Annotated in this window: 23 protein-coding genes and 1 tRNA gene; 20 read left to right on the top strand and 4 right to left on the bottom strand. The window is 58.9% G+C overall.

Annotated elements, in window-relative coordinates; genetic code table 11:
- Nucleotides 1-11 precede the first annotated feature (11 nt).
- The 4 genes from C7964_RS11785 to C7964_RS11770 are packed head-to-tail and all read left to right on the top strand — an operon-like array spanning nt 12 to nt 4,643.
- Nucleotides 12-2,837 (top strand): molybdopterin oxidoreductase family protein, encoded by a 2,826-nt coding sequence (locus tag C7964_RS11785; protein ID WP_110279850.1) that lies wholly within the window; start codon nt 12-14, stop codon nt 2,835-2,837.
- Nucleotides 2,834-3,013 (top strand): hypothetical protein, encoded by a 180-nt coding sequence (locus C7964_RS11780; protein ID WP_110279849.1) that lies wholly within the window; start codon nt 2,834-2,836, stop codon nt 3,011-3,013. The genes C7964_RS11785 and C7964_RS11780 overlap by 4 nt, the downstream gene beginning before the upstream one ends.
- Nucleotides 3,010-3,771 (top strand): 4Fe-4S dicluster domain-containing protein, encoded by a 762-nt coding sequence (locus tag C7964_RS11775; protein ID WP_110279848.1) that lies wholly within the window; start codon nt 3,010-3,012, stop codon nt 3,769-3,771. The genes C7964_RS11780 and C7964_RS11775 overlap by 4 nt, the downstream gene beginning before the upstream one ends.
- Nucleotides 3,771-4,643, top strand: a complete 873-nt coding sequence (locus C7964_RS11770; protein ID WP_110279847.1) for a dimethyl sulfoxide reductase anchor subunit family protein — start codon at nt 3,771-3,773, stop codon at nt 4,641-4,643. Before C7964_RS11775 ends, C7964_RS11770 begins: the two co-directional genes overlap by 1 nt.
- Before the next feature lie 69 nt (nt 4,644-4,712).
- Here the strand turns inward: C7964_RS11770 and C7964_RS11765 are convergent, their stop codons facing one another.
- Both C7964_RS11765 and C7964_RS11760 read right to left on the bottom strand, forming a co-directional pair.
- The gene (locus tag C7964_RS11765) at nt 4,713-5,774 is read right to left on the bottom strand and encodes an ABC transporter ATP-binding protein (RefSeq protein WP_110279846.1); all 1,062 of its coding nucleotides are present in this window, start codon (nt 5,772-5,774) and stop codon (nt 4,713-4,715) included.
- 3 nt (nt 5,775-5,777) lie between these two features.
- Nucleotides 5,778-6,608 carry an IclR family transcriptional regulator gene (locus C7964_RS11760; RefSeq protein ID WP_286163914.1) on the bottom strand — a complete coding sequence of 277 codons (831 nt, stop codon included), beginning with the start codon at nt 6,606-6,608 and terminating at the stop codon, nt 5,778-5,780.
- Nucleotides 6,609-6,743: 135 nt separating this feature from the next.
- Between C7964_RS11760 and C7964_RS11755 the strand changes: the two genes are divergently transcribed.
- The 14 genes from C7964_RS11755 to C7964_RS11690 all read left to right on the top strand — a co-directional run bounded on the left by C7964_RS11755 (nt 6,744) and on the right by C7964_RS11690 (nt 22,305).
- Complete coding sequence (locus tag C7964_RS11755; RefSeq protein WP_110279845.1) at nt 6,744-8,006, top strand: ABC transporter substrate-binding protein; 1,263 nt, start codon at nt 6,744-6,746, stop codon at nt 8,004-8,006.
- 127 nt (nt 8,007-8,133) lie between these two features.
- Nucleotides 8,134-9,087, top strand: a complete 954-nt coding sequence (locus tag C7964_RS11750; protein ID WP_110279844.1) for a carbohydrate ABC transporter permease — start codon at nt 8,134-8,136, stop codon at nt 9,085-9,087.
- Nucleotides 9,087-9,935: a carbohydrate ABC transporter permease gene (locus C7964_RS11745; protein ID WP_110279843.1), complete on the top strand. Its 849-nt coding sequence runs from the start codon at nt 9,087-9,089 to the stop codon at nt 9,933-9,935. The genes C7964_RS11750 and C7964_RS11745 overlap by 1 nt, the downstream gene beginning before the upstream one ends.
- A gap of 5 nt (nt 9,936-9,940) precedes the next feature.
- On the top strand, nt 9,941-12,022 hold the full coding sequence (locus C7964_RS11740; protein WP_110279842.1) for an alpha-galactosidase: 2,082 nt from the start codon (nt 9,941-9,943) through the stop codon (nt 12,020-12,022).
- The gene (locus tag C7964_RS11735; RefSeq protein ID WP_110279841.1) at nt 12,019-12,777 is read left to right on the top strand and encodes an SDR family NAD(P)-dependent oxidoreductase; all 759 of its coding nucleotides are present in this window, start codon (nt 12,019-12,021) and stop codon (nt 12,775-12,777) included. The genes C7964_RS11740 and C7964_RS11735 overlap by 4 nt, the downstream gene beginning before the upstream one ends.
- Complete coding sequence (locus C7964_RS11730) at nt 12,774-13,679, top strand: 2-dehydro-3-deoxygalactonokinase (protein WP_110279840.1); 906 nt, start codon at nt 12,774-12,776, stop codon at nt 13,677-13,679. Before C7964_RS11735 ends, C7964_RS11730 begins: the two co-directional genes overlap by 4 nt.
- 3 nt (nt 13,680-13,682) lie before the next feature.
- Nucleotides 13,683-14,288: a 2-dehydro-3-deoxy-6-phosphogalactonate aldolase gene (locus tag C7964_RS11725; protein WP_110279839.1), complete on the top strand. Its 606-nt coding sequence runs from the start codon at nt 13,683-13,685 to the stop codon at nt 14,286-14,288.
- Complete coding sequence (locus C7964_RS11720) at nt 14,285-15,106, top strand: SMP-30/gluconolactonase/LRE family protein (protein WP_110279838.1); 822 nt, start codon at nt 14,285-14,287, stop codon at nt 15,104-15,106. Before C7964_RS11725 ends, C7964_RS11720 begins: the two co-directional genes overlap by 4 nt.
- Nucleotides 15,107-15,140: 34 nt before the next feature.
- The gene (locus C7964_RS11715; protein ID WP_110279837.1) at nt 15,141-17,042 is read left to right on the top strand and encodes a beta-galactosidase; all 1,902 of its coding nucleotides are present in this window, start codon (nt 15,141-15,143) and stop codon (nt 17,040-17,042) included.
- Complete coding sequence (locus C7964_RS11710) at nt 17,042-18,013, top strand: aldose epimerase family protein (protein ID WP_110279836.1); 972 nt, start codon at nt 17,042-17,044, stop codon at nt 18,011-18,013. The genes C7964_RS11715 and C7964_RS11710 overlap by 1 nt, the downstream gene beginning before the upstream one ends.
- Before the next feature lie 179 nt (nt 18,014-18,192).
- Nucleotides 18,193-19,587 carry a cytochrome ubiquinol oxidase subunit I gene (locus C7964_RS11705; RefSeq protein ID WP_110279835.1) on the top strand — a complete coding sequence of 465 codons (1,395 nt, stop codon included), beginning with the start codon at nt 18,193-18,195 and terminating at the stop codon, nt 19,585-19,587.
- 6 nt (nt 19,588-19,593) lie between these two features.
- Nucleotides 19,594-20,604: a cytochrome d ubiquinol oxidase subunit II gene (locus tag C7964_RS11700; RefSeq protein ID WP_110279834.1), complete on the top strand. Its 1,011-nt coding sequence runs from the start codon at nt 19,594-19,596 to the stop codon at nt 20,602-20,604.
- Nucleotides 20,605-20,709: 105 nt separating this feature from the next.
- Nucleotides 20,710-20,786, top strand: a tRNA-Met gene (locus C7964_RS11695).
- A 106-nt stretch (nt 20,787-20,892) separates the two neighbouring features.
- Nucleotides 20,893-22,305 (top strand): FAD-binding oxidoreductase, encoded by a 1,413-nt coding sequence (locus tag C7964_RS11690; protein WP_110280247.1) that lies wholly within the window; start codon nt 20,893-20,895, stop codon nt 22,303-22,305.
- A 63-nt stretch (nt 22,306-22,368) separates the two neighbouring features.
- Here C7964_RS11690 and hemC read toward each other — a convergent pair whose 3' ends face one another.
- A complete protein-coding gene (hemC, locus tag C7964_RS11685) occupies nt 22,369-23,307 on the bottom strand; it encodes a hydroxymethylbilane synthase (protein ID WP_110279833.1) in 939 nt (312 codons plus the stop codon).
- A gap of 94 nt (nt 23,308-23,401) precedes the next feature.
- On the opposite strand from hemC, the gene hemE reads away from it, so the two are divergent.
- Together hemE and C7964_RS11675 are read left to right on the top strand one after the other, a co-directional pair.
- Complete coding sequence (gene hemE, locus C7964_RS11680) at nt 23,402-24,436, top strand: uroporphyrinogen decarboxylase (protein WP_110279832.1); 1,035 nt, start codon at nt 23,402-23,404, stop codon at nt 24,434-24,436.
- Between the two features lie 54 nt (nt 24,437-24,490).
- Complete coding sequence (locus C7964_RS11675; protein WP_110279831.1) at nt 24,491-24,871, top strand: hypothetical protein; 381 nt, start codon at nt 24,491-24,493, stop codon at nt 24,869-24,871.
- A gap of 1 nt (nt 24,872) precedes the next feature.
- Here the strand turns inward: C7964_RS11675 and hemF are convergent, their stop codons facing one another.
- Nucleotides 24,873-25,751: an oxygen-dependent coproporphyrinogen oxidase gene (gene hemF / locus C7964_RS11670; protein WP_110279830.1), complete on the bottom strand. Its 879-nt coding sequence runs from the start codon at nt 25,749-25,751 to the stop codon at nt 24,873-24,875.
- Nucleotides 25,752-25,767 lie beyond the last annotated feature (16 nt).

Raw genomic sequence — 25,767 nt, 5'->3', positions numbered from 1 at the left:
AAGGTCTCCAGATGTCACTTGATCAGCCACAACTCGATACATCGCCCAAAGTCTCGGACGAGGTGCGCAAGACGACCTGCTACATGTGTGCCTGCCGCTGCGGGATCAATGTGCATATGAAAGACGGCAAGGTTGCCTATATCGAGGGTAACAAGGACCACCCCGTGAACCAGGGCGTGCTTTGTGCCAAAGGGTCTGCCGGCATCATGCAACACAATGCACCCTCACGGCTGCGCGCACCGCTCAAGCGCGTGGGGGAACGCGGCTCGGGTGAGTTCGAGGAGATCAGCTGGGAAGAGACGCTGACACTGGCAACCGAATGGCTGGCGCCGATCCGCGAAAAAGCTCCCGAAAAGCTCGCGTTCTTCACAGGCCGCGACCAGTCACAATCCTTTACCAGCTTCTGGGCACAGGGTTTCGGCACCCCCAACTATGCAGCCCACGGCGGGTTCTGTTCGGTCAATATGGCGGCGGCGGGCATCTATACGATGGGTGGCGCGTTCTGGGAGTTCGGCCAGCCCGATTGGGACCATACCAAGCTTTTCATGCTGTTTGGCGTGGCCGAAGACCACGACAGCAACCCCATCAAGATGGGTATCGGTAAACTCAAGGCACGCGGCGCGCGGATGATCGGTGTGAACCCGATCCGTACAGGCTATAACGCTGTGGCCGATGACTGGGTGGGTATTACCCCCGGCACGGACGGCTTGTTCATCCTCGCCATGGTCCACTGCCTGATGAAAGCGGGCAAAATCGATCTGGACTATCTGGCGCGCTTCACCAACGCCTCCGTGCTGGTGAACGAAGATCCGAAGTCCGAACAGTTCGGTCTGTTCCTGCGCGATGAAGACGGGCAACCACAGGTCATCGACCGGCGCACCGGCGATCTGGCGCCTTGGAACGGTCAGGGGGTCGAACCCGATCTGGCCGCAACCTACCGCGCCAAAGGTGTCACGCACCGACCCGTTTTCCACCAGATGGCGGACCGCTACCTATCCGAAGACTACGCGCCGGAAGCTGTGGCCGAGCGGTGCGGGATTTCTGCCCAGCGCATCCGTGCGATCGCCGCCGATCTGGCCCGCGTTGCCTTTAACGAAGCGATTGAGCTTGACCGCCCATGGACTGACTTCCGGGGCAAAAAACACGACAAGATGATTGGTCGCCCTGTCAGCTTCCACGCAATGCGCGGAATTTCCGCGCATTCCAACGGGTTCCAGACCTGCCGTGCGCTGCACGTGCTGCAAATCCTGCTCGGGTCGGTCGAAGTCCCCGGTGGTATGCGTTTCAAACCGCCCTACCCCAAACCGGCCACAGCCCACCCCAAGCCGCATGGCAAAGTCACCCCCGGTGCCGCGCTTGACGGCCCGCACCTTGGCTATACCCAAGGGCCGGAAGACCTCTTGCTGGATGCAGAAGGTAACCCCACCCGCATCGACAAGGCCTATTCATGGGAAAACCCCATGTCGGCGCACGGCCTGATGCATATGGTGATCTCGAACGCGCACGCGGGTGTGCCCTACAAGATCGACACGCTATTCATGTATATGGCGAATATGTCCTGGAACTCCTCCATGAACGTGGGCGGCGTGCATAAAATGCTGACCGATAAGGATGAAAACGGCGACTATGTGATCCCCAAGATCATCTACTCCGATGCCTACTCCTCGGAAATGGTGGCCTACGCCGATCTGATCCTGCCTGACACGACCTATCTGGAACGGCACGACTGTATTTCGCTGCTCGACCGCCCGATCTGCGAGGCCGACGGCGTGGCCGATGCGATCCGCTGGCCCGTGGTCGAGCCTGACCGTGATGTGCGCGGGTTCCAGTCTGTGCTCTGCGATCTGGGCGCGCGGCTCGGCCTGCCCGGGTTTGTGAACGAAGACGGCAGCCAGAAATATGCGGACTACGCCGATTATATCACCAACCACATCCGTCGCCCCGGCGTCGGCCCGCTGGCCGGTTTCCGCAATGCAGACGGAACAGGCAAAGGTCGCGGCGAAGTGAACCCCGACCAGATCCAGAACTACATCGACAACGGCGGCTTCTGGATCGAACACGTTCCTGAAAACGCAGCTTACTACAAACCGTTCAGCATGGAGTATCAGGACTGGGCCGTGAAGATGGGGTTCTATGATGTGGTCCAACCCTACATCTTCCAGCTTTACGTCGAACCTCTGCGCAAATTCCAGGCCGCCGCCGAAGGTATCGGCACGCGCCAACCGCCCGAACATCTGCGTGAACGCCTGAAGCTGACGATGGACCCGCTCCCGTTCTGGTACCCCCCGCTTGAGGACGGACACGCCGATCCGGTCGAATACCCGATCCACGCGCTGACCCAACGGCCTATGGCGATGTACCATTCATGGGGCACACAAAACGCCTGGCTCCGGCAGATCCACGGGCATAACCCGCTTTATGTGCCGACAAAGATCTGGGAGGCCAACGGCTTTCAGGAAGGCGACTGGGCATGCGTTTCCTCGGTGCACGGGTCCATCACCGTCCCTGTCGCCCATCAGGCGTCGCTCAACCCCAATACCGTCTGGACATGGAATGCGATCGGAAAACGCAAAGGCGCATGGGCGCTGGATGAAAAGGCACCCGAGGCCACCAAGGGTTTCCTGCTCAACCACCTGATCCACGAATTGCTGCCACCCAAAGGTGATGGTCTGCGCTGGGCCAACTCCGATCCGATCACAGGGCAAGCCGCATGGTTCGACCTGCGGGTCAAGATCGAGAAATCCGCCGTGCCGAACGAGGCCCAGCCGGTCATGCCGGCGATCAAATCACCGGTCCCCAAAGGACCGAAAAATCTCGCATGGAAGGTCGGCAAATGACCAACCGACAAGTGCTCTTGATCATCGCAGCCTTCGTCGCCCTGACTTTGGGCAGTTTCATCTGGTACATCGCCACATGGGACAACCGCAAAGGCGGCGACCAGACGACCCTTATCATCTTGCCTGAAATACTTCCGCCGGAGGCTCCGGTGCTTGCAACAGGGACAAAGCTATGACCCAACTCCCGCCACCTTCCGCTAAAAAACTCGGCCTCGTGATCGACCTTGATACCTGTGTGGGCTGCCATGCCTGTGTCGTCTCATGCAAAGGCTGGAACACCGAAAATTATGGCGCGCCACTGTCGGATCAAAATGCCTATGGTGCCGATCCATCTGGCACGTTCCTCAACCGCGTCCACTCCTATGAGGTGCAACCGGCAGCGGGCGAAGCCCAACTCATCCATTTCCCCAAATCCTGCCTGCATTGCGAAGACGCGCCCTGCGTCACTGTCTGCCCGACAGGGGCCAGCTATAAACGCGCCGAGGACGGCATCGTTCTGGTCAACGAAAGTGACTGCATCGGCTGCGGTCTTTGCGCATGGGCCTGCCCTTACGGCGCGCGGGAACTGGACGCCAAGGAAGGGGTGATGAAGAAATGCACCCTCTGCGTGGACCGCATCTATAACGAAAACCTCCCCGAAGAAGACCGCCAGCCCGCTTGCGTGCGCACCTGCCCTGCCGGTGCCCGCCACTTTGGCGATCTGGGCGATGCAGACAGCGACGTGTCAAAACTGGTGGCCGAACGCGGCGGGTTTGATCTGATGCCCGAACAAGGCACCAAGCCGGTCAACAAATACCTGCCCCCCCGCCCCAAAGACGAAATGCCCGAGTTCGACGTGCTGGCCCCCTACCTTGAGCCCATCGCCAGCGACGGCAAGGGCTTTGTCGGCTGGCTCGACAAAGCCCTCTCATCCCTGCCCGGAGGAGCCAAATAATGCATCCCGCAGCTTCTGTTATCATTTTCAACACATTCTCGGGCCTCGGCTTCGGCCTGCTCTTCTGGCTTGGCATGGGCGCAATCGTACCGACCGGGATGGGCGCGTTCATCTGGTTCACCATCGCCTATCTCTTTGCGGTGGGCGGGTTGATTGCCTCGACATTCCACCTCGGCCACCCCGAACGCGCGATCAAAGCCTTCAGCCAATGGAAAACCAGCTGGCTCAGCCGTGAAGGCATTTGCGCAGTCTTTGCGCTGATCGTCATGGCGGTCTACGGTGCCGGTCTGGTCTTTGCAGAGACACGGCTGGCGCTCATCGGGGTCATCGGCGGGCTGGCATCGCTGGGTGTGGTCTTCACAACGTCGATGATCTACGCGCAGATGAAAACCGTCCCGCGCTGGCGGCACTGGACAACACCGGCAATGTACTTGCTGCTGTCTGTCGGCGGCGGCGCGCTCTTATCGGGGCAAGTCACCATCGCAACCGTGCTCTTCGTCCTAGGCGCTGCCCTGCAAGTCTTTGCATGGCTCTCGGGCGACACCCGTTTCCAGACCTCCGGTACAGACATGGCAACCGCGACCGGCCTCGGCCACATCGGCAAGGTCCGCGCGTTCGAGCCTCCGCACACCGGCACCAACTATCTGATGCGCGAATTTATCTATCAGGTCGGGCGCAAACACGCCGACAAACTGCGCATCATCACGATCGCTCTGGCCTTCGTCCTTCCGGTGATCTTGCTGCTTTTGCCGTTCAACCACATTCTTGCCGTACTGGCGGTTCTCAGCCATATCACAGGCGTGCTCACGCTCCGCTGGCTGTTCTTCGCCCAAGCCGAGCATGTCGTGGGCCTTTACTACGGCAAACGCTGACCCGTTATTATTGGCCCGAAAATATCCTGGGGGAGGCCCGCAGGGCCGGGGGCAAAGCCCCCGCCACCCTCAGCTCCGGATGCGCAGTTCTGTTTCCGCGTCAAAGAGAAAAATGCGGTTTGGATCAATCCTGATCCCGACGCGGGCCCCTTCAGCGGTCCGTTCGTCCCCGCGCTCTTCCACAACAATGCGCTCGCCCGTTGCGGATGTCAGATAGGCGAATGAGACCCCACCAAGGCTCTCGGTCAATTCAACCGTATGCGTATCCCCATCGGGATCAATGACGATATGCTCGGGGCGCGCGCCTACGCTGACAGCCTTGCCTTCATAGGCCGTGCTGACCAAGCCGTCATAGCGGGCGGCCAAACCCGGTGCGTCAACACTGCCGCCCTTGACCATACCGCTCACAAAATTCATCGCGGGTGATCCGATAAAGCCCGCCACAAACTTGTTGTCCGGATCGCGGTAGAGATCCATCGGCGCGCCCACTTGCTCGATCACACCCAGACGCAGCACGACGATCTTGTCGGCCAATGTCATCGCCTCGACCTGATCATGGGTCACATAAATCATCGTGGCGCCGATTTCCTTGTGCAGACGCGCAATCTCGACACGCATCTCGACCCGCAGTTCAGCGTCAAGGTTGGAAAGGGGTTCATCGAACAAGAACACCTCGGGCCCCCGCACAATGGCGCGACCAATCGACACGCGCTGGCGCTGGCCACCGGACAGGGCCGCGGGTTTGCGATCCAGGTAAGGTTCAAGTTTCAAAATCCGCGTCGCCTCGGCCACTTTGGCCGCGATCTCGGCTTTGGGATGGCCGTTCATTTTCAGGCCAAACCCCATGTTGTCCTTGACGGTCATATGCGGATAGAGCGCGTAGGTCTGGAACACCATCGCGACACCGCGCTCAGAGGGGTCCATGCGCGTGACATCCCGATCTCCGATATGCATCGCGCCTTCGGTGGTCTCCTCTAGCCCCGCAACCATACGCAAAAGCGTCGACTTGCCACAGCCCGACGGGCCGACAAAAACGCAGAATTCGCCATCCGCGATTTCAAGGTCAATGCCGTGAATGACCTGTACATCGCCATAGCGCTTGATGACGTTCTTCAGCGTTACACCTGACATGGCTTATATCCCTGTTGTTTCTTTTGTCTGGTAGTCCGGAAAGCTCCAGTTCTGGGCATCCCGTGTAATTTTATCGGCCGTCTCGCGCAGGATCGGCACATAGGCTTCCAACCCTGCAAGATTGGTACGGCTGGTCGTGCTGGTGACCGAAAGCGCACCCAACACGCGGCCGGCCGAGGTCAGGATAGGCATGGCGACACAGATGATTCCCGGCTCATGCTCTTCGCGATCGAAGCCATATCCGTTCTGGCGAATATCATGCAGTTCGGCCCGCAGCGCATCGGCGCTATCAAGCGTGTGCTCCGTAAAGCCGTGGAAGGATTGCTGTTCGATGACACTCTCGATGGCATCCTCATCCAGAAACGCCAACATCACCTTGCCGACACCTGTGCAATAAGCAGGCCCGACCTTGCCCGCCTGACTGTACATCTGCACCGGCTTATTCGCGTTGCGCTTGTCGATATAGAGCACCTGCGCATGATCCAGTTGCGCCAGGTGCACAGTCTCGCCCACGGCCTTGCTGAGCGCATCCAGATGCGGACGCGCCACAGGGGCGAGTGTCGATTGATCCCAAGCTGTATGGGCCAGACGCACCAGTCTCAGGCCCGGCGTATAGGTCTGCCGTTCCGGGTCGTAGGCCAGCATCTGTTGATTGGTGAGGGTCTGTACAAACCTGTACAAAGTGGGCTTGGGGAAATCGGACTGCGCCAAAAGCTCGCCAAAACGCACAGGCCGCCCGAAGGCCGCAACCTGATCCAGCACCTCAAGCGCTTTTCCAACTGTGCCGTCACCGGTCACACGCCCCATGTATCCTCCCTTGGTCAATTTGGGCATTTCGCACCGATCTCCTCATGGTGCTGCCTTCGACTGTTGACAAGGCTAGCCTGTTCGCGGTTTAGTATCAACATCCAAAACCAAGTTTCAAATAATGAAACCTGTTTACACACGGAAGCATACTGGGAGGAAACCATGCATTCCATTTTGAAAACGTCGCTCGCGGCGTTGGTCGCTGCTGGCGTTACCGCGTCATCCGCGGCTGCAGACGCTCACGGACTGTCCGGAGAGCTGAATATCATATCTGACATGTCCAACCCCGCACCACGTGCAGTGATGGAAGGTCTGGCAGCCGATTTTGATGCGCTGCACCCGAACCTCGAAGTCAACCTGACCATCGTTGACCGCGAAGCATGGAAAACGCAGATCCGCAACGCGCTGGGCGCGAACCCGCCGGATGTTGTGAACTGGTATGCCGCCAACCGGATGCGTCCTTATGTCGATGCGGGCCTCTTTGCAGACATCTCCGATCTCTGGGCCGAGCCTGAATTCGAAGCACTGGCATCGACCAAAGGCGCGATGACACTTGACGGCGCGCAGTGGGGCGTGCCTTACACATACTACCAGTGGGGCGTTTACTACCGCAAAGACATCTTTGACCAGTTTGGCCTGTCCGAGCCGACAAACTGGGAAGAAGAGCTCGCAAACTGCCAGACACTGCTCGACAACGGTATCAAATGCTACACCATCGGCACCAAGTTCCTTTGGACCGCAGGCGGCTGGTTCGACTACATCAACTCGCGCACCAACGGTTATGATTTCCACATGGCGCTCGCACGCGGTGAAGTCGAATGGACAGACGATCGCGTCCGCCAGACTTTCGCCAACTGGCGCGAACTGATCGACATGGGCGCATTCATCGACGACCATCAGACCTATAGCTGGCAAGAAGCCTTGCCCTTCATGGTCAACGGTGAAGCAGCCGCTTACCTGATGGGTAACTTTGCGGTTGCCGCAATGCGTGACGGCGGCCTGACCGATGACCAACTGGATTTCTACCAGTTCCCTGTCATCAACGCGGACGTCGACTATGCCGAGGACGCTCCGACTGATACGTTCCATATCGCATCAGGTGCGCAAAACATGGACGCAGCCAAAGAGTTCCTGCGTTTCGTGACCTCAGCCGATGTGCAGACCAAAATCAACGCAGGCGACGCTCTGGGTCAGCTGCCCGTGAACGCCAACGCATCGATCGACAATGACAAGTTCCTCGCGCAGGGCTTTGATATGCTGTCGAACAATGCAGGCGGCGGGATCATGCAGTTCTTTGATCGCGACTTTGATGCCGAAATGGCGTCTGTCGGCATGGAAGGCCTGCAAGAGTTCATGGTGTTCCCTGACAACCTTGACGACATCCTGATGCGTCTCGAAGAAACACGTCAGCGCATCTACAACTAACGTTACGGTGGGTTGTACCCACCCTACCGCACCCACCCTTTCGTAGGGTGGGTGCAACCTACGCCCGCAACCCATCTGCAAGCCCACCTGTGGTTTTCACATGTGTTGACCCAGCAGGAGAAACGCCATGTCGGTGTCACCCGCCGTTCCAAGCACCCACGCAAGCAGGCCGCAGCGCGGCTGGTACAAGCGCAACGAGATTGCGATCACCCCGTGGCTGTTCCTGCTGCCGGCGATGATCTTTTTTGCGATCTACGTCATCATCCCTATCGGCCAGTCGTTCTGGATTTCACTGCATGAATGGGACGGTCTGGGCGAGAAAACATGGGTCGGCACCGCCAACTACGAACGCCTGCTTGGCTGGGGTGACGCCAATGTTGACCGCAAGTTTTCGGTGTCGTTCTGGAACAACCTCAAATGGCTGGTGCTCTATCTGCTGGCGATCCCCGCAGGCCTCTTTATTGCGCTTTTCCTCAACCAGACCGTCACAGGCATCCGCTTTTACAAGTCGATGTTCTTTTTCCCTTTTGTCATCAGCCAGGTCGTTGTGGGTCTGGTGTTCAGCTGGTTCTACCTGCCGCGCGAAGGGCTTTTGAACGCGATCCTTGGTTTCTTTGGTGCAGGCCCGATCAACGTGCTGGGCGATCCGACATTGGCAACCTACGGCATTATCGCGGCTGGCCTGTGGCCACAGACGGCATACTGCATGATCCTCTATCTGACGGGTCTGAACGCCGTTGATCCCGAACAGGTCGAGGCCGCGCGCCTTGATGGCGCGAAGGGTCCGAAGATGCTGTGGTATGTGATCCTGCCCCAGCTTAAGCCTGCGACCTTTATCGCCTTTGTCGTCACCATCATCGGCGCCCTGCGGTCGTTCGACCTGATCAGCGTCATGACCAATGGCGGGCCTTTCGGATCAACCCGTGTGCTGTCGTTCTATATGTTCGAGGAATCGCTATCCGAATTCGGGTTCCGCATGGGCTATGGTGCGGCCATTGCCGTGATCCTGTTCTTCATCATGCTGGGGTTCATCACCTACTTCCTTTACGCGATGTACCAAGACGAAAAGGGAGCACGCTGATGTTTCCCACCCCAATCGCAAAGACCTCGCGCACGTGGCAGATCTCGTATCAGGTGCTCTTGCCGGTGATGTTGATCATCTGGCTGCTGCCCCTCATTGCCGTCGCCAACTTTTCGATCAAACCCGAATCCGATTTCGTAAGCGGCAACTACTGGGGCATCCCCAGCAGTTTTGAGGCCTTCTCGAACTATGGGCGCGTGTTTTTTGAGTCGAACATGCCGCGCTATCTGTGGAATTCGCTCTTCATCACGATCCCCACAGTAATCGGGGCAGTGGCGCTGTCTGCCATGGCCGGTTTTGCACTGGGCGTTTACAAGTTCAAAGGCAATCTGCTGATCTTCTTCATCTTCATTGCGGGCAACTTTGTCCCGTTCCAGATCCTGATGGTGCCCGTGCGGGACCTGACACTGAGCCTGAACCTCTATGATACCAAAACAGGTCTGGTGCTGTTCCACATCGCCTTTCAGACCGGGTTCTGCACACTTTTCATGCGCAACTTTATCCGCGCCCTGCCCTTCCCCTTGATTGAGGCCGCGCGCGTTGAAGGCATCGCCGAATGGCGCATCTTCCTGTTCGTCGTCCTGCCTTTGATGAAGCCCGCGCTCGCAGCGCTTGCCGTACTGATCTTTACCTTCATCTGGAACGATTATTTCTGGGCTGTTGTCCTGACCCAAGGACCGGATGCGCAACCCGTTACCGCCGGTATCACCGAGTTCAATTCACAGTACCGCGCCGCCTATCACCTGATGAGCGCGGGCTCGATCGTGGCTGCTTTGCCGCCTGTCGCGATGTTCTTTTTGATGCAGAAACACTTTATCGCGGGCCTCACCCTCGGAGCAGTAAAGTAACCACGATGAACCGAACCTACCGTATCGACGATGGCCGTCAGACCCTTGTGCTGGCGGCCCGCAACGACCGACTGCCTGAAGTCGTCTATTGGGGTGCGCTGCTGCCAGTGGGGGAAAACCTCGACACCTTGCAGGCGGCCCACAGGATTGATGTCACAGGCGGGATGCTGGACGAAAATCCGGACCTGTCCGTATGCCCCGAAGCCACGCGCAGTTTTCCCGGCCAACCCGGTCTGATTCTGCGCGACAGCGACGGAACACCCTTGCTGCCCAAGTTCTGTTTCGAGAGCGTTGCGCAGAACGGTGCGCTGGAACTCACCTACAAAGACAAAGACAACGGGCTGACGCTGACCGTGCGCTTTGAAAGCGATCAAGACACGCACGTGATCACCTGCCAGACCACACTCGATGCGACCCGCCCTGTGCATCTGCACTGGCTTGCCGCCCCCGTCCTGCCCGCACCGCAGCAATCTGACGAGATGATAGACGTGTCGGGGCGGTGGTGTGGCGAATTCCAGCTGTCCCGCACCGCTTGGGCACCCGGGATGCGTTACCGTGAAAACCGCACGGGCCGCACAGGGCACGAGCACTTTCCAGGCTTGATCGTACCTTGCCGTGGTGCCACCAATACCCAAGGCGAGGCCTATGCCTTTCATTATGGCTGGTCCGGCGGGCACAAGATGATTGCCGAAGAATTGCAGGACGGCCGCCGCCAGATCCAATGGGGGCACGCGGCCAGCATGGAACCGCAAGCAGCGACACAGTTCAAAACCGCGCCGCTCTATATCTCGTATTCAGACACCGGACTGAACGGCTGCGCCGTTGCCTTCCAACGCCACCTGCGCGACCGGATCGTGACCTGGCCCAAGCCGGACGCGCCGCGCCCTGTGCACTATAATTGCTGGGAGGCCGTTTATTTCGACCATAAACTGCCTGTTCTGAAAGACATCGCTGATCGCGCGGCCGCGCTGGGGGCCGAACGCTTTGTGCTGGATGACGGCTGGTTCGGCAACCGCGATGACGACACCCGCAGCCTCTCGGACTGGACGGTCGATCCGCGCAAATACCCCGACGGCCTGCACCCGTTGATCGAACATGTGCACGGGCTTGGCATGACCTTCGGCATCTGGTTCGAACCCGAGATGATCAACGAGGACAGCGACATTCACCGCGCGCACCCCGATTGGGTGTTAGGCAGCGAGGACCAGACCCTTGGCCGCCAGCAAAAAGCGCTGAACATGGCACTGCCAGCGGTGCGCGACTATCTCTATGAGCGGATGTCCACGATCCTGCGCGACCACGCCATCGACTATATCAAATGGGACCACAACCGCGTACTGCCGATGCCCGATGCATCGCAAACCCGTGGGTCTTATGCGCTGATCGACAGGCTGCGCACGGATTTTCCTGACGTCGAGATCGAAAGCTGTGCCTCGGGCGGTGGCCGGATCGACTTTGGCATCCTGCAACGCACCCAACGTGTCTGGCTCTCTGACAGCAACGATGCGCTGGAACGGCTACGCATCCAGCATGACGCGGCTTTGTTTCTGCCATTGTCCGTCACCGGCAGCCACGTTGGCCCACGCCATTGCCATACGTCGGGGCGCACCCTCGATATCACATTCCGCGCATGGGTTGCAGCCCAGCGCCATATGGGGTTCGAGATGGACCCGCGTGAATTGGACGCACGCGAAACGGCGGTGCTCACGCAGGTGACAGGCTGGTGGAAAGCCAACCGCCACTGGATGCAAATGGCCGATATTCTGCGCCTTGATAGTGCCGATCCTGCGGTCATCGCCGAGCAGCAACTGGCCCGCGACAAGGAGCGCTTTGTGGTTTTTGCAGGCAAGGCCGCAACCAGCGCCCAGATTTCCCCGCGCCCGTTGCGCCTGACCGGTCTGGACCCCGATGCGATGTACCGCATCGACCTGATCAACCGCGAGGATCTGCATCACCTGTCACGGGGGACACCAGCGCTGAAGGATGCCCCGCTTGAACTCTCCGGTGCCTATCTGATGCGCCACGGCGTTACCTTGCCATGGTCCTTTCCCGAACGCATGTGGGTCGTGGAAGGAGCGCGGCTATGAACGCGACCTTCCATGACCTCAAAGGTGCCTCGGTCTTTATCACAGGTGGCGGCAACGGCATTGGTGCCGCGCTCACCGATGGTTTTCTGGCACAGGGGGCACGTGTCGCCTTTGTGGGGCGCTCGGATGCCACGGCATTTGTGCGCGAGATGGGCGACAAACACGGCACCGCGCCGCTTTTCATCCAGTGCGACATCACCGACTTGCCCGCCCTTCAGTCCGCCATGGATCAGGCAGTTGCAGCGCATGGCCCCTTGAACGCGTTGGTCAACAACGCCGCAAACGATATGCGATATGACGCGTTGGAGATTTCCGAGGCGGATTGGGACAGCCAGCATGCAATCAACGCGAAAGCCTATTTCTTTGCATGCCAGAAGGCTGCGGCTCTGATGGCCCCGAAAGGGTCCATCATCAACTATTCCTCGATCACCTATCTGATGGGCTTGGCAGGCATGGTGCCTTATGTGACCGCCAATGCGGGCATCACAGGCATGTCCCGCGCGCTGGCCCGTGAATGGGGACCGAAAGGTATCCGCGTGAACGCCATTGCCCCCGGTTGGGTCTTTACCGAAAAGCAGGAAACCATGTGGGCGACACCCGCCTCCAAAGCAGCGTTTCTGGAAAAGCAATGCCTGCAGGAATTCATGCGTCCCGAAGATATGGTCGGCGGGACACTGTTTTTAGCCTCTTCTGCTTCCGCTATGATGACGGGGCAGACCATTGTAATCGACGCAGGCGTGGTAGGAACCGGATGACCCAAGCACAGATCAAAGCCGATTGGATCGCCGTGGACTGGGGCACCAGCAACATGCGTGCCTGGGCCTTGTCGGCCAGCGGCACGGTTCTGGCTGAAGCCAGTTCCGATCAAGGCATGGGCAAGCTGCGCCGTGAAGATTTTGAGGCAGCCCTGCTCTCTGTCGTCCAGGACTGGATTGACGGCCCGACAACCGTGATGGCCTGCGGCATGGTCGGATCACGCCAGGGCTGGGTCGAGGCCCCTTATGCCGCGGTCCCCTGCGCCACGTTGCCCGAAGGGTTGGTTCAAGCGCCCGTGACGCATCCTGACCTGACCGTCTATGTCATTCCCGGCATCAAGCAGATGTCCCCCGCTGACGTGATGCGTGGCGAAGAAACGCAAGTCACCGGCTTTCTCGCGCGTAACAAGAATTGGGACGGGGTGATCTGTCTGCCGGGGACCCATACCAAATGGGTCCATGTCAGCGCGGATGAAGTTGTCAGCTTTCAGACCTTCATGACCGGTGAACTCTTTGACACCCTCTCTACGCAAACGGTACTGCGCCACTCGGTCGCCGCCGATGGCTGGGATGATGCCGCTTTTGCCGAAGGGCTCGATATGGGTCTGTCGCGCCCTGAACGCCTTGCCGCACGGCTGTTTTCACTGCGTGCCAACGGGTTGCTGAACGATATGGCGGGGACAGCGGCACGTGCGCAACTGTCCGGCCTGCTGATCGGCACGGAACTGGCCGCGGCAAAACCCTATTGGCTTGGCCAGCACATCGCGGTGATCGGGGAAAGCAAATTGTCAAAGCTCTATGTCGATGCTTTGGCAACACAGGCCGCACCCGCAACCCAAGTCAATGCGGCGACGATCACACTGGCTGGCCTGACGGCCGCTTATCAGCGCCTGAAAGGATAACATATGCATCGCCCCCTGATCGCGATTTTGCGCGGCGTGACACCAAACGAGGCAGCCCCCATGGCCGCCGCCCTGATTGATGCAGGCATCACGAAGATCGAAGTGCCGCTGAATTCGCCGGATCCCTTCGCCAGCATCAAGGCGATGGCCGATGCCTACGGCGCGGACGCCCTGATCGGCGCAGGCACAGTGCTGTCGACCGACGATGTGGGGCGCGTGGCGCAGGCGGGTGGCAAGCTTGTGGTTTCGCCCAACTGCGACCAGCGCGTGATCGTCGCCACCAAGACCGCCGGTATGCAAAGCTGGCCCGGGGTCATGACCCCGACAGAGTGCTTTGCGGCCCTGAAAGCGGGTGCTGACGGGCTCAAGATCTTTCCCGCCAGTCTGCTTGGCCCTGAAGGCATCAAGGCAATCCGCGCGGTGTTGCCGGTAGGCACACAGGTCTATGCAGTGGGTGGCGCAGGGGCTGACAACTTTGCGGAATGGATGGCCGCTTCGGCGGATGGGTTCGGCATTGGCTCTGCCCTTTACAAACCCGGTTTTTCGGTGGCCGACGTCGCAGCAAGGGCGCGCGATATGGTCGCCGCCTATGATGCGGCTGCGACATGATTTACGATGACACCCAGTGCCAGCTTGGTGAAGGACCGCTCTGGCATCCTTTGCGCAAGCAACTGTTCTGGTTTGATATTCTGGGAAAACGTCTGCACACGAAAGGCCAGCACTGGCAGTTTGACACCTATGTCAGTGCCGCCGGCTGGACCAGTGAAAGCACCCTGCTGATCGCGTCCAGCACCGCGTTGATGCATTTTGATATCTCGACCGGAGAAACCGAGATCATCACGCCACTGGAGGCCGACAATCCGGTCACGCGCTCGAACGACGGCCGCGCAGACCCGCAGGGTGGTTTCTGGATCGGAACCATGGGAATTGATGCCGAAGACGGCGCTGGCGCGATCTATCGCTACCATAAAGGCGAGCTGCGCCAGCTTTACCCCGAGATCACGATTTCCAATGCGATCTGTTTCGCGCCTGATGGCAAAACCGCCTATTTCACCGACACGCCGACGCAACAGATCATGCGCGTGGCGCTTGATGACAACGGCTGGCCCAAGGGCGAACCAGTGCTGCACATCGACCTCAGCCGCACACCGTTCCGACCTGACGGCGCGGTCGTCGATGCCGCAGGCAACCTGTGGAACGCGCAATGGGGTGTCGGGCGGGTGGCCGTCTATGACCCGTCCGGGGGTTTCCTTGAGAGCTACAATTTTGCTGCGCGCCAAACCTCTTGTCCGGCATTTGGCGGCGACGATTTGCAAACGCTGTTCTGCACCAGTGCCGCCGTGGGGCTAGAGGGCCCTGAGCAGGGTAAAACATTTGCCGTCCCGACGAAGGCTGCTGGACAAGCCGAACATCAGGTTATCCTCTAAACCGCACCCCAATCTCTCAAGAAGGTTCCACACCATGAAACGCACGCTTGGCGTCTGTTATTATCCCGAACATTGGCCCGAGGACCAATGGGCAACTGATGCCGCCCAAATGGTGGCGACAGGTCTGTCTTGGGTGCGCATCGGAGAATTTGCATGGGCGCGTATGGAACCCAGCCCCGGCACCTTCACATGGGACTGGCTGGACCGTGCGATTGCCGTTCTGGGCGAAGCGGGACTGAAGATTATCCTCGGAACCCCCACAGCGACACCACCCCGTTGGATGGTCGACAAATACCCTGACATGTTGGCAGTTGACGCGCAGGGACAGCCCCGCAAATTCGGATCGCGCAGACACTACGACTTCAGTCATCTTGGCTACCGCGAGGAATGCCGCCGCATCGCGCGGCTCATGGGCGAACGCTATGGCAGCAACCCGCATATCGCTGCGTGGCAGATCGACAATGAATACGATTGCCACGACACAACGCTGAGCTACTCTGAAGCGGCGCGAAAAGGGTTTCAGGACTGGCTGGCGCAGAAATACCAGTCCACCGATGCGCTGAACCGTGCGTGGGGGAACGTCTTTTGGTCGATGGACTATGATACGTTTGATCAGATCGACCTGCCCAATCTGACAGTGACCGAACCCAACCACCCGCATCAGCTTGCTTTCCGGCGCTATAGTTCGGATCAGGTGGTCGCCTTCAATAAGGTACAGGTGGACGAACTGCGCAAACATACCGACGCGCCACTGATCCACAACTACATGGGGCGGATCACAACGTTCGATCATTGGAAGGTCGGTGCCGACCTCGATATCGCGTCCTGGGACAGCTATCCGATCGGTTTTTTGTCGGACCGCCTAGAAGGGACACCGGAATTCAAACGCGCGTTCCTGCGTCAGGGCCACCCCGACAATCAGGCCTTCCACCACGATCTCTACCGCGCTGTCGGCAAGGGCCGGATGTGGGTCATGGAACAACAGCCCGGCCCCGTCAACTGGGCTCCCTACAACCCCGCCCCCCTGCCCGGCATGGCACGGCTTTGGGCGTGGGAGGCCTTTGCCCATGGGGCCGAAACTGTTTGTTATTTCCGCTGGCGGCAAGCCCCTTTCGCGCAAGAACAGATGCATGCGGGGCTTTTGCGTCCTGACAGCGCGCCTGCCCCTGCATTGGCCGAAGCGCGGCAAGTCGCTGATGAGATCGAAACGCTGGCCAGTGTTGGCACAGCAAAGGCGCAGGCCGCATTGGTCTTTGATTACGAAAGCGCATGGGGCTGGGATGCCCAGCCGCAGGGCGCGGATTTCGAGTTGTTCCGTCTTGCCTTTGCCGCCTATCGCGCGCTGCGCAGGGCGGGGTTGAATATCGACATTCTGCCGCCCGATACCGCTGACCTTTCAGCCTACAAGCTGGTGATGGCACCAGGGATCATGTCACTCTCGGAGCCGCTGCGCGCTGCTTTGGTCCGTTTTGAAGGCATCGCCCTGATCGGCCCGCGCAGCGACACAAAGACCGACGAGTTGAGCATCCCCACGCCGCTTGGCCCGAATCTGCCGGGGCTTGATGTGAGCGTCGCCCTGACTGAAAGCATGCCGCCTGATGATGGGATTGCGCTGGAAGGCGGCGGGCAGTTCCTGCATTGGTTCGAGCACCTTGAAGGCGAGGCCGAGACATTTGTCGCAACCGCAGCAGGGCAGCCTGCGATCATGGGCAGCAAAAACCTGCGCTATCTTGCTGGCTGGCCGGATGACCGCACGTTTGACCAGATTGTTGCGGGCTTGTGTGACGCGCTTGGTATGGAAACCAGGCAACTGCCTGAAGGTCTGCGCCTGCGCGACACCGAAACGCACCGGTTCTATTTCAACTATGCCGCTGTGCCGTTGACGTGGGAAGGCGTAACCATACCTCCTGCGGGTGTGCATTGGGAGGAACTGTGATGACCCACTTCGGAACCACGCAAGACGGGGAGGACGTGCTTCAAATCACACTCTCAAGCGGCGATCTGAGCGTCGATATTCTAACACTGGGTGCCACCGTGCAAGCGGTGCGCCTTGCAGGGGTGCCCTACAATCTGACCTTGGGGTCAGAGCGGTTCGCGGATTACGCCACGTCCATGGATTATTTCGGCGCGATTGTCGGTCCGATTGCCAACCGCATCGGCAATGCGCGCGTGCGCCTTGACGGCATGATGCACGAACTTGAACGCAACGAGAACGGCGATTGTCACCTGCATTCAGGCAGTGAGGGTGTCCACCGCAAAAACTGGGCGGCGCTGGAACAGGCCGCTGATCGCGTCACGTTGGGTTTGCGCCTGCCCGATGGTGTAGCGGGCCTGCCCGGCAACCGCGATATCCGAGTCACTTATCAGGTCACAGCACCTGCAACGCTGACCATGCAGATTGACGGCACGACCGACGCAGCCACCTGCATGAATTTCGCCAGCCACATTTATTGGAACCTTGATGGTAGCGAGACATGGGAAGGCCACGCGTTGCGGATTGCTGCGGATCACTATCTGCCGATTGACGACCGTACCTGCCCCACAGGTGAGATCGCAGCCGTTGACGGCACCGACATGGATTTCCGCACCAGCCGCAAACTGGTGAAAGGTGCACCGGCGCTTGATCACAATTTCTGCCTCTCGCAAGAAGCGACCGATCTGCGCGATGTCCTCTGGCTGACCGGCGCCTCTGGCCTGCAGATGACCCTCGCCACGACAGAACCCGGGATGCAGATCCACGATGCCGCAGGATCACACCGTCCGGGCAAGCCGGTCTACGAGGGCATCGTGATTGAACCGCAGCATTGGCCGGACGCGCCCAACAACAGCCAATTTCCGTCAATCAAGGTCACGCCTGATACAGCATACCATCAAGTGACCCAATGGCGGTTTGAGAAGGCGACTTGATCGCCAAGTCAACTTGGCAAAAGTTGCTGATCCCTTTAGCTGTTTTTTCATAGATTTCGTCATAAACGCGGTCCGGACACGGTAGCGCGCCTTGCTGTCGCACCCCCCTGACTTACCGCCTTGATATGCTATTTAGCACTGCAAGCGGATTAGGCCGCCCAGAAAGACGACATCACGTTATGGAACTTGAAACCCTTCTGCTCTCGCGCATCCAGTTTGCCGCGAATATTTCATTTCACATCCTGTTTCCAACGATCACGATCGCATTGGGCTGGGTGCTTTTGTTCTTCAAACTTCGCTATAACCGCACTGGCGAAGAGCGCTGGATGGAAGCCTATCGTTTCTGGGTGAAAATCTTTGCGCTCTCGTTCGCGATGGGTGTCGTGTCGGGCATTACGATGTCTTTCCAATTCGGCACGAACTGGCCCGGATTCATGGAAAAAGTTGGAAATATCGCAGGGCCATTGCTGGCCTACGAAATCATGACCGCCTTCTTCCTCGAAGCAGTCTTCCTTGGCATCATGCTCTTCGGCTTTAGCCGCGTGCCCAACTGGGTGCACACGCTGGCAACCTTCCTCGTGGCTTTCGGCACGATGATGTCGGCCTTCTGGATCATTGTCCTGAACTCTTGGATGCACACACCCCAAGGGTTCGAGATGATCGACGGTGTCGCACATGCGACCGATTGGTCGGCCATTATCTTTAACCCGTCCATGCCGTACCGCTTTACGCATATGGTCTTGGCCAGCTTCCTGACCGTCAGCTTCCTGATTGCCGGTGTCAGCGCCTTCCGTTGGCTCATTGGCGGGCGCACCGAAGGGGTACGCGTCGCAATGAAAACGGCCATTATTGCCGCGGCCGTGCTGATCCCCGTGCAAATCCTTGTCGGCGACATGCATGGCCTGAACACCAAAGAGTATCAGCCCGCGAAGGTTGCCGCGATGGAAGGCAATTGGGAAACCTCCACTGGCGTGCCGCTGATCCTGTTTGCGATCCCCGATGAAGAAGCACGCGAAAACCGATTTGAAATCGGTATTCCCAAACTGGCGTCGTTCATCCTGACCCATGACTGGAATGGCGAGGTGAAAGGCCTGAACGAGTTTGTGACCGAAGATGGAGAGGTACTGCACCCGCGTGTCTCGCCCGTGTTCTGGTCCTTCCGCGTCATGGTCGGCACTGGCCTTCTGATGCTGCTGGTCAGCTGGAGCGCCACCTATATGATCATGCGCCGCAAGCGCGGTGTCGAAGGACTGCCGAAACCGATGCTCTATGCGCTGATCGGCATGAGCTTCAGTGGCTGGTTGGCCACGCTGGCCGGCTGGTACACAACCGAAATCGGGCGCCAGCCTTGGCTGGTCCAAGGTGTGATGACAACCAAAGAAGCCGTGGCCGATGTGCCCGCGCCCTTGGTGCTGTCGACCCTGATCGCCTATCTGCTGGTCTATGCGGGGCTTCTGTTGGCCTATATCTTTGTCATCTTCTATCTGGCACGGAAAACCGCACGCGGCGAAAGTATCGGCACAAACATCGCCCCCTCACCTGCGGCGGCCCCCAAAGCCATGCCAGCGGAGTAACCAGACATGAATTATTTTGGTGACCCCACCATCTGGCTGCCTTTTGTTTTTGCAGCCCTGATGGGCGTGTCTATCCTGATCTACGTGATCCTGGATGGATTTGACCTCGGCGTGGGGGTGTTATTCCCCTTCGCCAATGACGACGAAAAAGACCGTATGATCGCCTCGATCGGGCCGTTCTGGGACGCAAACGAGACCTGGCTGGTACTGGCGGTGGGGCTGTTGCTGGTGGCCTTCCCGTCTGCACATGGGGCTATCCTGACGGCGCTGTACCTGCCTGTGGCGATCATGCTGATCGGGTTGATCCTGCGCGGCGTGGCCTTTGAATTTCGCGCCAAGGCACCAGCCCCCCACAAACACCTGTGGAACAATGCGTTCTTTGCAGGCTCGCTGATGACCTCGCTCAGCCAGGGTTTCATGCTGGGCATGTACGTCATGGGGCTTGAGTGGACTTTGGCGCATGTGGGTTTCGCGATACTGACGGCGGTGTTCCTGACTGTCGGCTATAGCTTCATCGGCGCCACTTGGATCATCCACAAGACATCCGCTGTGCTTCAGGCCAAAGCGGTGGAATGGGCAAAAGGCGGCATTTGGGGGCTGGTCTTGGGCATTGGTGCGATTTCGCTTGCGACCCCTTTTGTGAGCACGCGCATTTTTGACAAATGGTTCAGCTTCCCCGAAGCGCTCTACCTGTCGCCCCTGCCGATCCTGTCAGGGCTTCTGGTGGTCTGGCTCTGGTCCATGCTGCGCAAAATGCCTTATGCCGAAGACCGCCGGTCATGGCAGCCCTTTGCTGCCGCGACAGCCCTTTGGATCACCGCGTTCGGGGGGATGGCCTATAGTTTCTACCCCTATGTGGTGCCCGAACAGATCACGATTTATGAGGCCGCCAGCGCACCGGAGAGCCTGTTTATCATCCTGATCGGCACCTGCATCGTATTGCCGACGATCATGGGATATACCGTTCTGTCCTACTTTATCTTCCGCGGCAAAGCGACCGAGTTGCGGTACGACTAGGGGACGTGACCCGATTGATGCACGTAAGGTGGGTTTAAACCCACCTTACTGTCAGAATCGATTTGACACCCCTGCCCCCATTGCGTAATCGGACGCTCGTGGAACGGCGCGGTAGCTCAGTTGGTTAGAGCGAACGACTCATAATCGTTAGGTCGGGAGTTCAAATCTCCCCCACGCCACCACCACCCCATCCCCCAACTGTTCGTTCCTGTTGCAGCGAACATACGGGGCCACTTTCCCACTGCGCTCTTTGCCGTTAATGAATCGTCATCAAGGGAGAGTATGGACATGACAGTTCTTGACCAAATCGCACAGACCATCGGCGCCGATCGCATCCTGACGGGCGCAGATGCGGCGCCCTACGGCAAGGACTGGACAGGCGCTTATACCTCCACCCCTCTGGCGGTCCTGCGTCCGGCAAGCACCGCCGAGGTGGCTGCCATCCTCAAGATCGCAAATGAAACCAAAACCCCTGTCGTTCCCGCCTCTGGCCGCACCGGCCTGACCGGTGCAACGCTGGCGCAGGACGCGCTGATGCTCTCGGTCGAACGCCTCAACGAGATTTCCGAGATCAACGTGGCGGGGCGCACGGCAACAGTCGGCGCAGGTGTGGTTCTGTCAAATCTGCACGACGCGGTCGAAGCGCATGACCTGATCTTTCCCCTCACCCTCGGCGCGCGCGGCTCTGCCATGATCGGCGGGCTGTTGTCGACCAATGCGGGCGGTTCAAACGTGGTGCGCTACGGCAGCACGCGCGGGCTCTGTCTCGGGCTCGAGGTCGTCATGGCCGATGGCAGGATCATGAACCTGATGAGCGCGCTGCACAAAGACAACTCCGGCCTTGACCTGCGCAACCTTGTGATCGGGGCAGAGGGGACACTCGGGATTATCACCGCTGCGGTCCTGAAGCTGCGACCCAAGCCGCAGGCCTATGCCACAGCGATGGTCGCGGTACCTTCACTCTCCGATGCGCTGACCCTGCTCTACCGGTTGCAGGACGAGACCGGCAACGGTGTTGAGGCTTTCGAATACATGCCACGCAGCTATATCCGGAAACATCGTCAGCTGTTTCCCGATGTCACCGGTCCCTTCGACGAAGACTACGACGTGAACATCATGATTGAGGTCGCAGCAACCCGCACCAAAGACGCGGCTCCTGGTGCGGACGGTAGCCTGCCTGTCATGCGCGCTCTGGAAGAGACACTTGGCGCAATGCTGGAAGAAGGAACCGTTCTTGATGCGATCATCGCGCAGAACGAGACGCAGCGTCGCGAAATATGGAAGCGCCGCGAGGACGCAGGCGAAGTGGCCTTTTTCGGTGGTGTCTTTGTGAACACCGATGTGGCTGTGCCACTGGATAAGGTCGCAGCCTTTGAACAAATGCTGACACCGCGCATCAAAGCGATTGATCCCGACGCAGAGGAAGTGATCGTCGCGCACCTTGGCGACGGGAATATCCATCACACCAGCTACATCAGCCGCAATGACCCTGAAGCAATGAAAGCGCTGGTCGAGGCGGTGGAGGATGTGGTGCAGGAGCTGGGCGGATCGTTCAGCGCCGAACACGGGATCGGCGTGTCAAAGCTTGATACGATGAAGCGGCGCAAGGATCCGGTGGCGCTGGATGCGATGCGTGCAATCAAAACAGCCCTTGATCCCAACAATATCCTGAACCCGGGCAAGGTGATCCCGCCAGCGTAACGCCACAAGAAAATTCGCGAATTTTCTTGTGGGCCGAAAAGGAATTTCGTGAAATTCCTTTGCTCAGGAAAAGAAGTCGGGGCCCGCCTGCGCGAGCAGTTTCGCCGCCATTGCGCGGCCCATTTCGGCACCATCTTCAATTGCACCGGACACGTCATCGGCAAAGACTTGAGTGCCATCTGTGCGCAAAATCTCGCCGCGGAGGCGGAGCGCGCCGCCATCCAGTTCCGCCAAGCCGCCAATCGGTGTCTCACAAGACCCGTCCAGATGCGCAAGGAACGCACGCTCCGCCGCGAGCCGCTGACCTGTTGGCCCATCATGGATCGCAGCAAGCATCTCTGCGGCGCGGTGGTCATCACTACGGCGTTCAATGCCAATCGCGCCTTGCGCCACCGCCGGCAGCATATCTTCAGGCGCTATAGCGGTGCGCGGCACGTCCGTCATATGCAAACGGTTCAAACCCGCCATCGCAAGGAACGTCGCCTCGGCCACCCCATCACCCAGTTTCTTCAGGCGGGTCTGCACGTTCCCACGGAATTCCACAATATTCAGGTCGGGCCGCTTGGCCAGCAACTGCGACCGGCGGCGCAAGGACGATGTGCCAACCGTCGCACCGTGTGCCAGATCATCCAGCCCTTTGGCGCCGAGCGACACAAAGGCGTCGCGCACATCTTCACGCGGCAGATAAGTATCAAGCAACAACCCACCGGGCTGTTCCACCGGCATGTCCTTCATTGAATGGACAGCGATATCAATTGTTCCGTCCAGCAGCGCTTCTTCGATTTCACGCGTGAAAAGGCCCTTGCCGCCGATCTCTTTCAAGGGGCGGTCCTGAATGGCGTCACCCGTGACCTTGATCACGCAGATTTCAAAGGCATATTCTGGCAGATCAAAGGCGGCCATCAACCGCGCGCGCGTTTCATGCGCCTGGGCCAAGGCCAAAGGCGAACCACGGGTTCCGATATTGAAAGGCGAAGCGGGGGTGGGCAAATTCACTGTCATGTCTGGATTGTTAGACGTGTAAACCTAGCCTGACAACTCCCTTGACAACTTCTTCTGCAATTGGGACCACAGGAAGATTACAAAAGGACATCCCATGGCCCAACAAAAGACCATCCTCCGCGCCCTCGCAGGCGAAACGCTTCCCACGCCTCCGATCTGGATGATGCGTCAGGCCGGGCGTTATCTGCCTGAATATAAGGCCACACGCGCGCAGGCCGGTGATTTTCTGTCACTCTGCTATAATCCGGAACTTGCTGCCGAAGTCACGTTGCAGCCAATCCGCCGCTATGGCTTTGATGCAGCGATTCTTTTTGCCGATATCCTGCTCTTGCCACAGGCACTTGGCGCGGACCTGTGGTTTGTGACTGGCGAAGGGCCGCGGCTTTCGACAATTACCTCGGCGGATGAGCTGGCCAAGCTGAAACCGATCGAGGCGATTCACGACACACTGAACCCTGTTTACGAGACCGTAAAAATCCTCTCTCAAGAACTGCCCAAGGAAACCACACTGATCGGCTTTGCGGGCGCACCGTGGACCGTGGCGACCTATATGATTGCTGGCCAAGGCACGCCTGACCAGGGACCGGCCCATGCATTGAAGGCCGAGAACAAGCCTGTCTTCGAAGGCATCATCAACCGCCTGACCGAAGGTACCATCGCCTATCTGTCGAAACAGATCGAGGCAGGTGCCGAATGCGTCAAACTCTTTGACAGCTGGGCGGGATCGCTGGAAGGCGATGATTTCACCAATTATTCAATCAAGCCGATGCAACGCATCACCGCCGCACTGAAAGACAAACACCCCGGCATTCCTGTGATTGCCTTCCCGCGCGGTGCAGGCACGAAATACGCAGGTGTGCATGCCGCCACAGGGGCCGATTGTGTGGCTGTGGACGACGGCGTCGATGCCGCTTGGGTCGCCGAACACGTCCAGAAAGACGGCTGCGTGCAGGGCAACCTCAAATCCTCGCATATGGTGACGGGTGGTGACACTCTGGTGTCCGAGACACGCCGCATCGTTGATGCGCTCTCGAACGGGCCGCATATTTTCAACCTTGGTCACGGGATCACGCCTGATGCCGATCCCGCCAACGTACAATTGATGATTGATACGGTGCGCGGGGCCTGAGACTGGATATTTCAACGTGAGAGGATAGTCTGGACCCGCAGACAGGAGCCCGCGTTGAAAATACCGTTCACCTTGCGATTTGCCTACTACAGCTTTCGTGCGGTCGTCCGTGCGGGACTGTTGCTGCTTTGCGCTTGGATTTTCCTGATCCAGGCCACCGCCGAAGACGTCTCAGCACTCGGCGCACGCGAAGGACAGACCTATCCGGTTGGATTGCGCATGATGCGGGCGGCAAAGGTATTTGTCGCTGTCGCACCACCGCGGGCCTATGACATGATCGCGATGGGCCTTCCGCAAGACGTACCGCCCTTCATGGTCCGCCTCGCGTTGATGCAGATGGCAGCGGGCAATGTCCTGCCCGCCTCGACACGTGTATCACCAACCACGCCAAACAGTCGTGATATCGAAGGGCCGCGCTTTATTCAGGTGGACTAGGTCAGACCCACTTGGCCAAAGGCGGCAGGCTCATCAGCACCGCGTTCGCGTCATGGCCCGTCGTCAGTCCGAATTTGGTGCCACGGTCATAAACAAGGTTATATTCGGCATAGAGCCCGCGGTGGATCAACTGTGTCTCTTTATCCGCATCCGTCCAAGGCGTATCACGGCGCTTTTCGACAAGCGGCACATAGGCAGGCAGGAAGGCTTTGCCGATATCCTGCGTCAGCGTGAAATCAGCCTCCCAATCCCCGGTGCAATAGTCGTCCATAAAGATACCACCGACACCGCGCGCACGGTTGCGGTGGGGGATATAGAAATACTCATCCGCCCATGCCTTCAGCTTGGGGTAATGGTCCTTGCCATGCGGATCGAGATGCGCCTTTTGGGTCGCATGGAAATGGGCGGTATCCTCGGCATACTCGATACAGGGGTTCAGGTCGGAACCGCCACCGAACCACCACGCATGGGGTGTCCAGAACATACGTGTGTTCATATGCACAGCAGGGGCATGGGGGTTTTGCATATGGGCCACCAATGAAATGCCCGACGCCCAAAAGCGCGGATCTTCGGCCATCCCGGGCACACCACGGGCGGCCATCGCCTTTTGTGCCGCATCCCCCAACTGGCCATAAACGGTAGAGATATTCACGCCGACCTTTTCAAACACGCGGCCACCGCGCATGACAGACATCAAGCCACCACCTGCGTCTGATCCATCATCCGACGTCCGCGTCGTCTCGGAGACTTCGAAACGGCCAATCTCACCTTCGCCTTTGTAGCTGTCTTCCAGCCCTTCAAAGGATGCCACGATCTCGTCGCGCAATGTGCGGAACCATGATGATGCTTTGCTTTTTTCCGCTTCGAAACCGTCTGACATACTTGGTCTTTGTCCC

Origin of the sequence: Loktanella sp. PT4BL, assembly GCF_003201935.1 — a bacterium.
GTDB lineage: Bacteria > Pseudomonadota > Alphaproteobacteria > Rhodobacterales > Rhodobacteraceae > Yoonia.
The sequence above is the reverse complement of the archived record's forward strand: the minus strand, read 5'-3'. Positions and strand labels throughout refer to the sequence as shown.

Excerpts from the sequence above, each read along its gene's own strand:
- C7964_RS11785 (WP_110279850.1), top strand. The coding sequence starts at position 12 with ATGTCACTTGATCAGCCACAACTCGATACATCGCCCAAAGTCTCGGAC.
- C7964_RS11780 (WP_110279849.1), top strand. The coding sequence starts at position 2,834 with ATGACCAACCGACAAGTGCTCTTGATCATCGCAGCCTTCGTCGCCCTG.
- C7964_RS11775 (WP_110279848.1), top strand. The coding sequence starts at position 3,010 with ATGACCCAACTCCCGCCACCTTCCGCTAAAAAACTCGGCCTCGTGATC.
- C7964_RS11770 (WP_110279847.1), top strand. The coding sequence starts at position 3,771 with ATGCATCCCGCAGCTTCTGTTATCATTTTCAACACATTCTCGGGCCTC.
- C7964_RS11765 (WP_110279846.1), bottom strand. The coding sequence starts at position 5,774 with ATGTCAGGTGTAACGCTGAAGAACGTCATCAAGCGCTATGGCGATGTA.
- C7964_RS11760 (WP_286163914.1), bottom strand. The coding sequence starts at position 6,608 with ATGCCCAAATTGACCAAGGGAGGATACATGGGGCGTGTGACCGGTGAC.
- C7964_RS11755 (WP_110279845.1), top strand. The coding sequence starts at position 6,744 with ATGCATTCCATTTTGAAAACGTCGCTCGCGGCGTTGGTCGCTGCTGGC.
- C7964_RS11750 (WP_110279844.1), top strand. The coding sequence starts at position 8,134 with ATGTCGGTGTCACCCGCCGTTCCAAGCACCCACGCAAGCAGGCCGCAG.
- C7964_RS11745 (WP_110279843.1), top strand. The coding sequence starts at position 9,087 with ATGTTTCCCACCCCAATCGCAAAGACCTCGCGCACGTGGCAGATCTCG.
- C7964_RS11740 (WP_110279842.1), top strand. The coding sequence starts at position 9,941 with ATGAACCGAACCTACCGTATCGACGATGGCCGTCAGACCCTTGTGCTG.
- C7964_RS11735 (WP_110279841.1), top strand. The coding sequence starts at position 12,019 with ATGAACGCGACCTTCCATGACCTCAAAGGTGCCTCGGTCTTTATCACA.
- C7964_RS11730 (WP_110279840.1), top strand. The coding sequence starts at position 12,774 with ATGACCCAAGCACAGATCAAAGCCGATTGGATCGCCGTGGACTGGGGC.
- C7964_RS11725 (WP_110279839.1), top strand. The coding sequence starts at position 13,683 with ATGCATCGCCCCCTGATCGCGATTTTGCGCGGCGTGACACCAAACGAG.
- C7964_RS11720 (WP_110279838.1), top strand. The coding sequence starts at position 14,285 with ATGATTTACGATGACACCCAGTGCCAGCTTGGTGAAGGACCGCTCTGG.
- C7964_RS11715 (WP_110279837.1), top strand. The coding sequence starts at position 15,141 with ATGAAACGCACGCTTGGCGTCTGTTATTATCCCGAACATTGGCCCGAG.
- C7964_RS11710 (WP_110279836.1), top strand. The coding sequence starts at position 17,042 with ATGACCCACTTCGGAACCACGCAAGACGGGGAGGACGTGCTTCAAATC.
- C7964_RS11705 (WP_110279835.1), top strand. The coding sequence starts at position 18,193 with ATGGAACTTGAAACCCTTCTGCTCTCGCGCATCCAGTTTGCCGCGAAT.
- C7964_RS11700 (WP_110279834.1), top strand. The coding sequence starts at position 19,594 with ATGAATTATTTTGGTGACCCCACCATCTGGCTGCCTTTTGTTTTTGCA.
- C7964_RS11690 (WP_110280247.1), top strand. The coding sequence starts at position 20,893 with ATGACAGTTCTTGACCAAATCGCACAGACCATCGGCGCCGATCGCATC.
- hemC (WP_110279833.1), bottom strand. The coding sequence starts at position 23,307 with ATGACAGTGAATTTGCCCACCCCCGCTTCGCCTTTCAATATCGGAACC.
- hemE (WP_110279832.1), top strand. The coding sequence starts at position 23,402 with ATGGCCCAACAAAAGACCATCCTCCGCGCCCTCGCAGGCGAAACGCTT.
- hemF (WP_110279830.1), bottom strand. The coding sequence starts at position 25,751 with ATGTCAGACGGTTTCGAAGCGGAAAAAAGCAAAGCATCATCATGGTTC.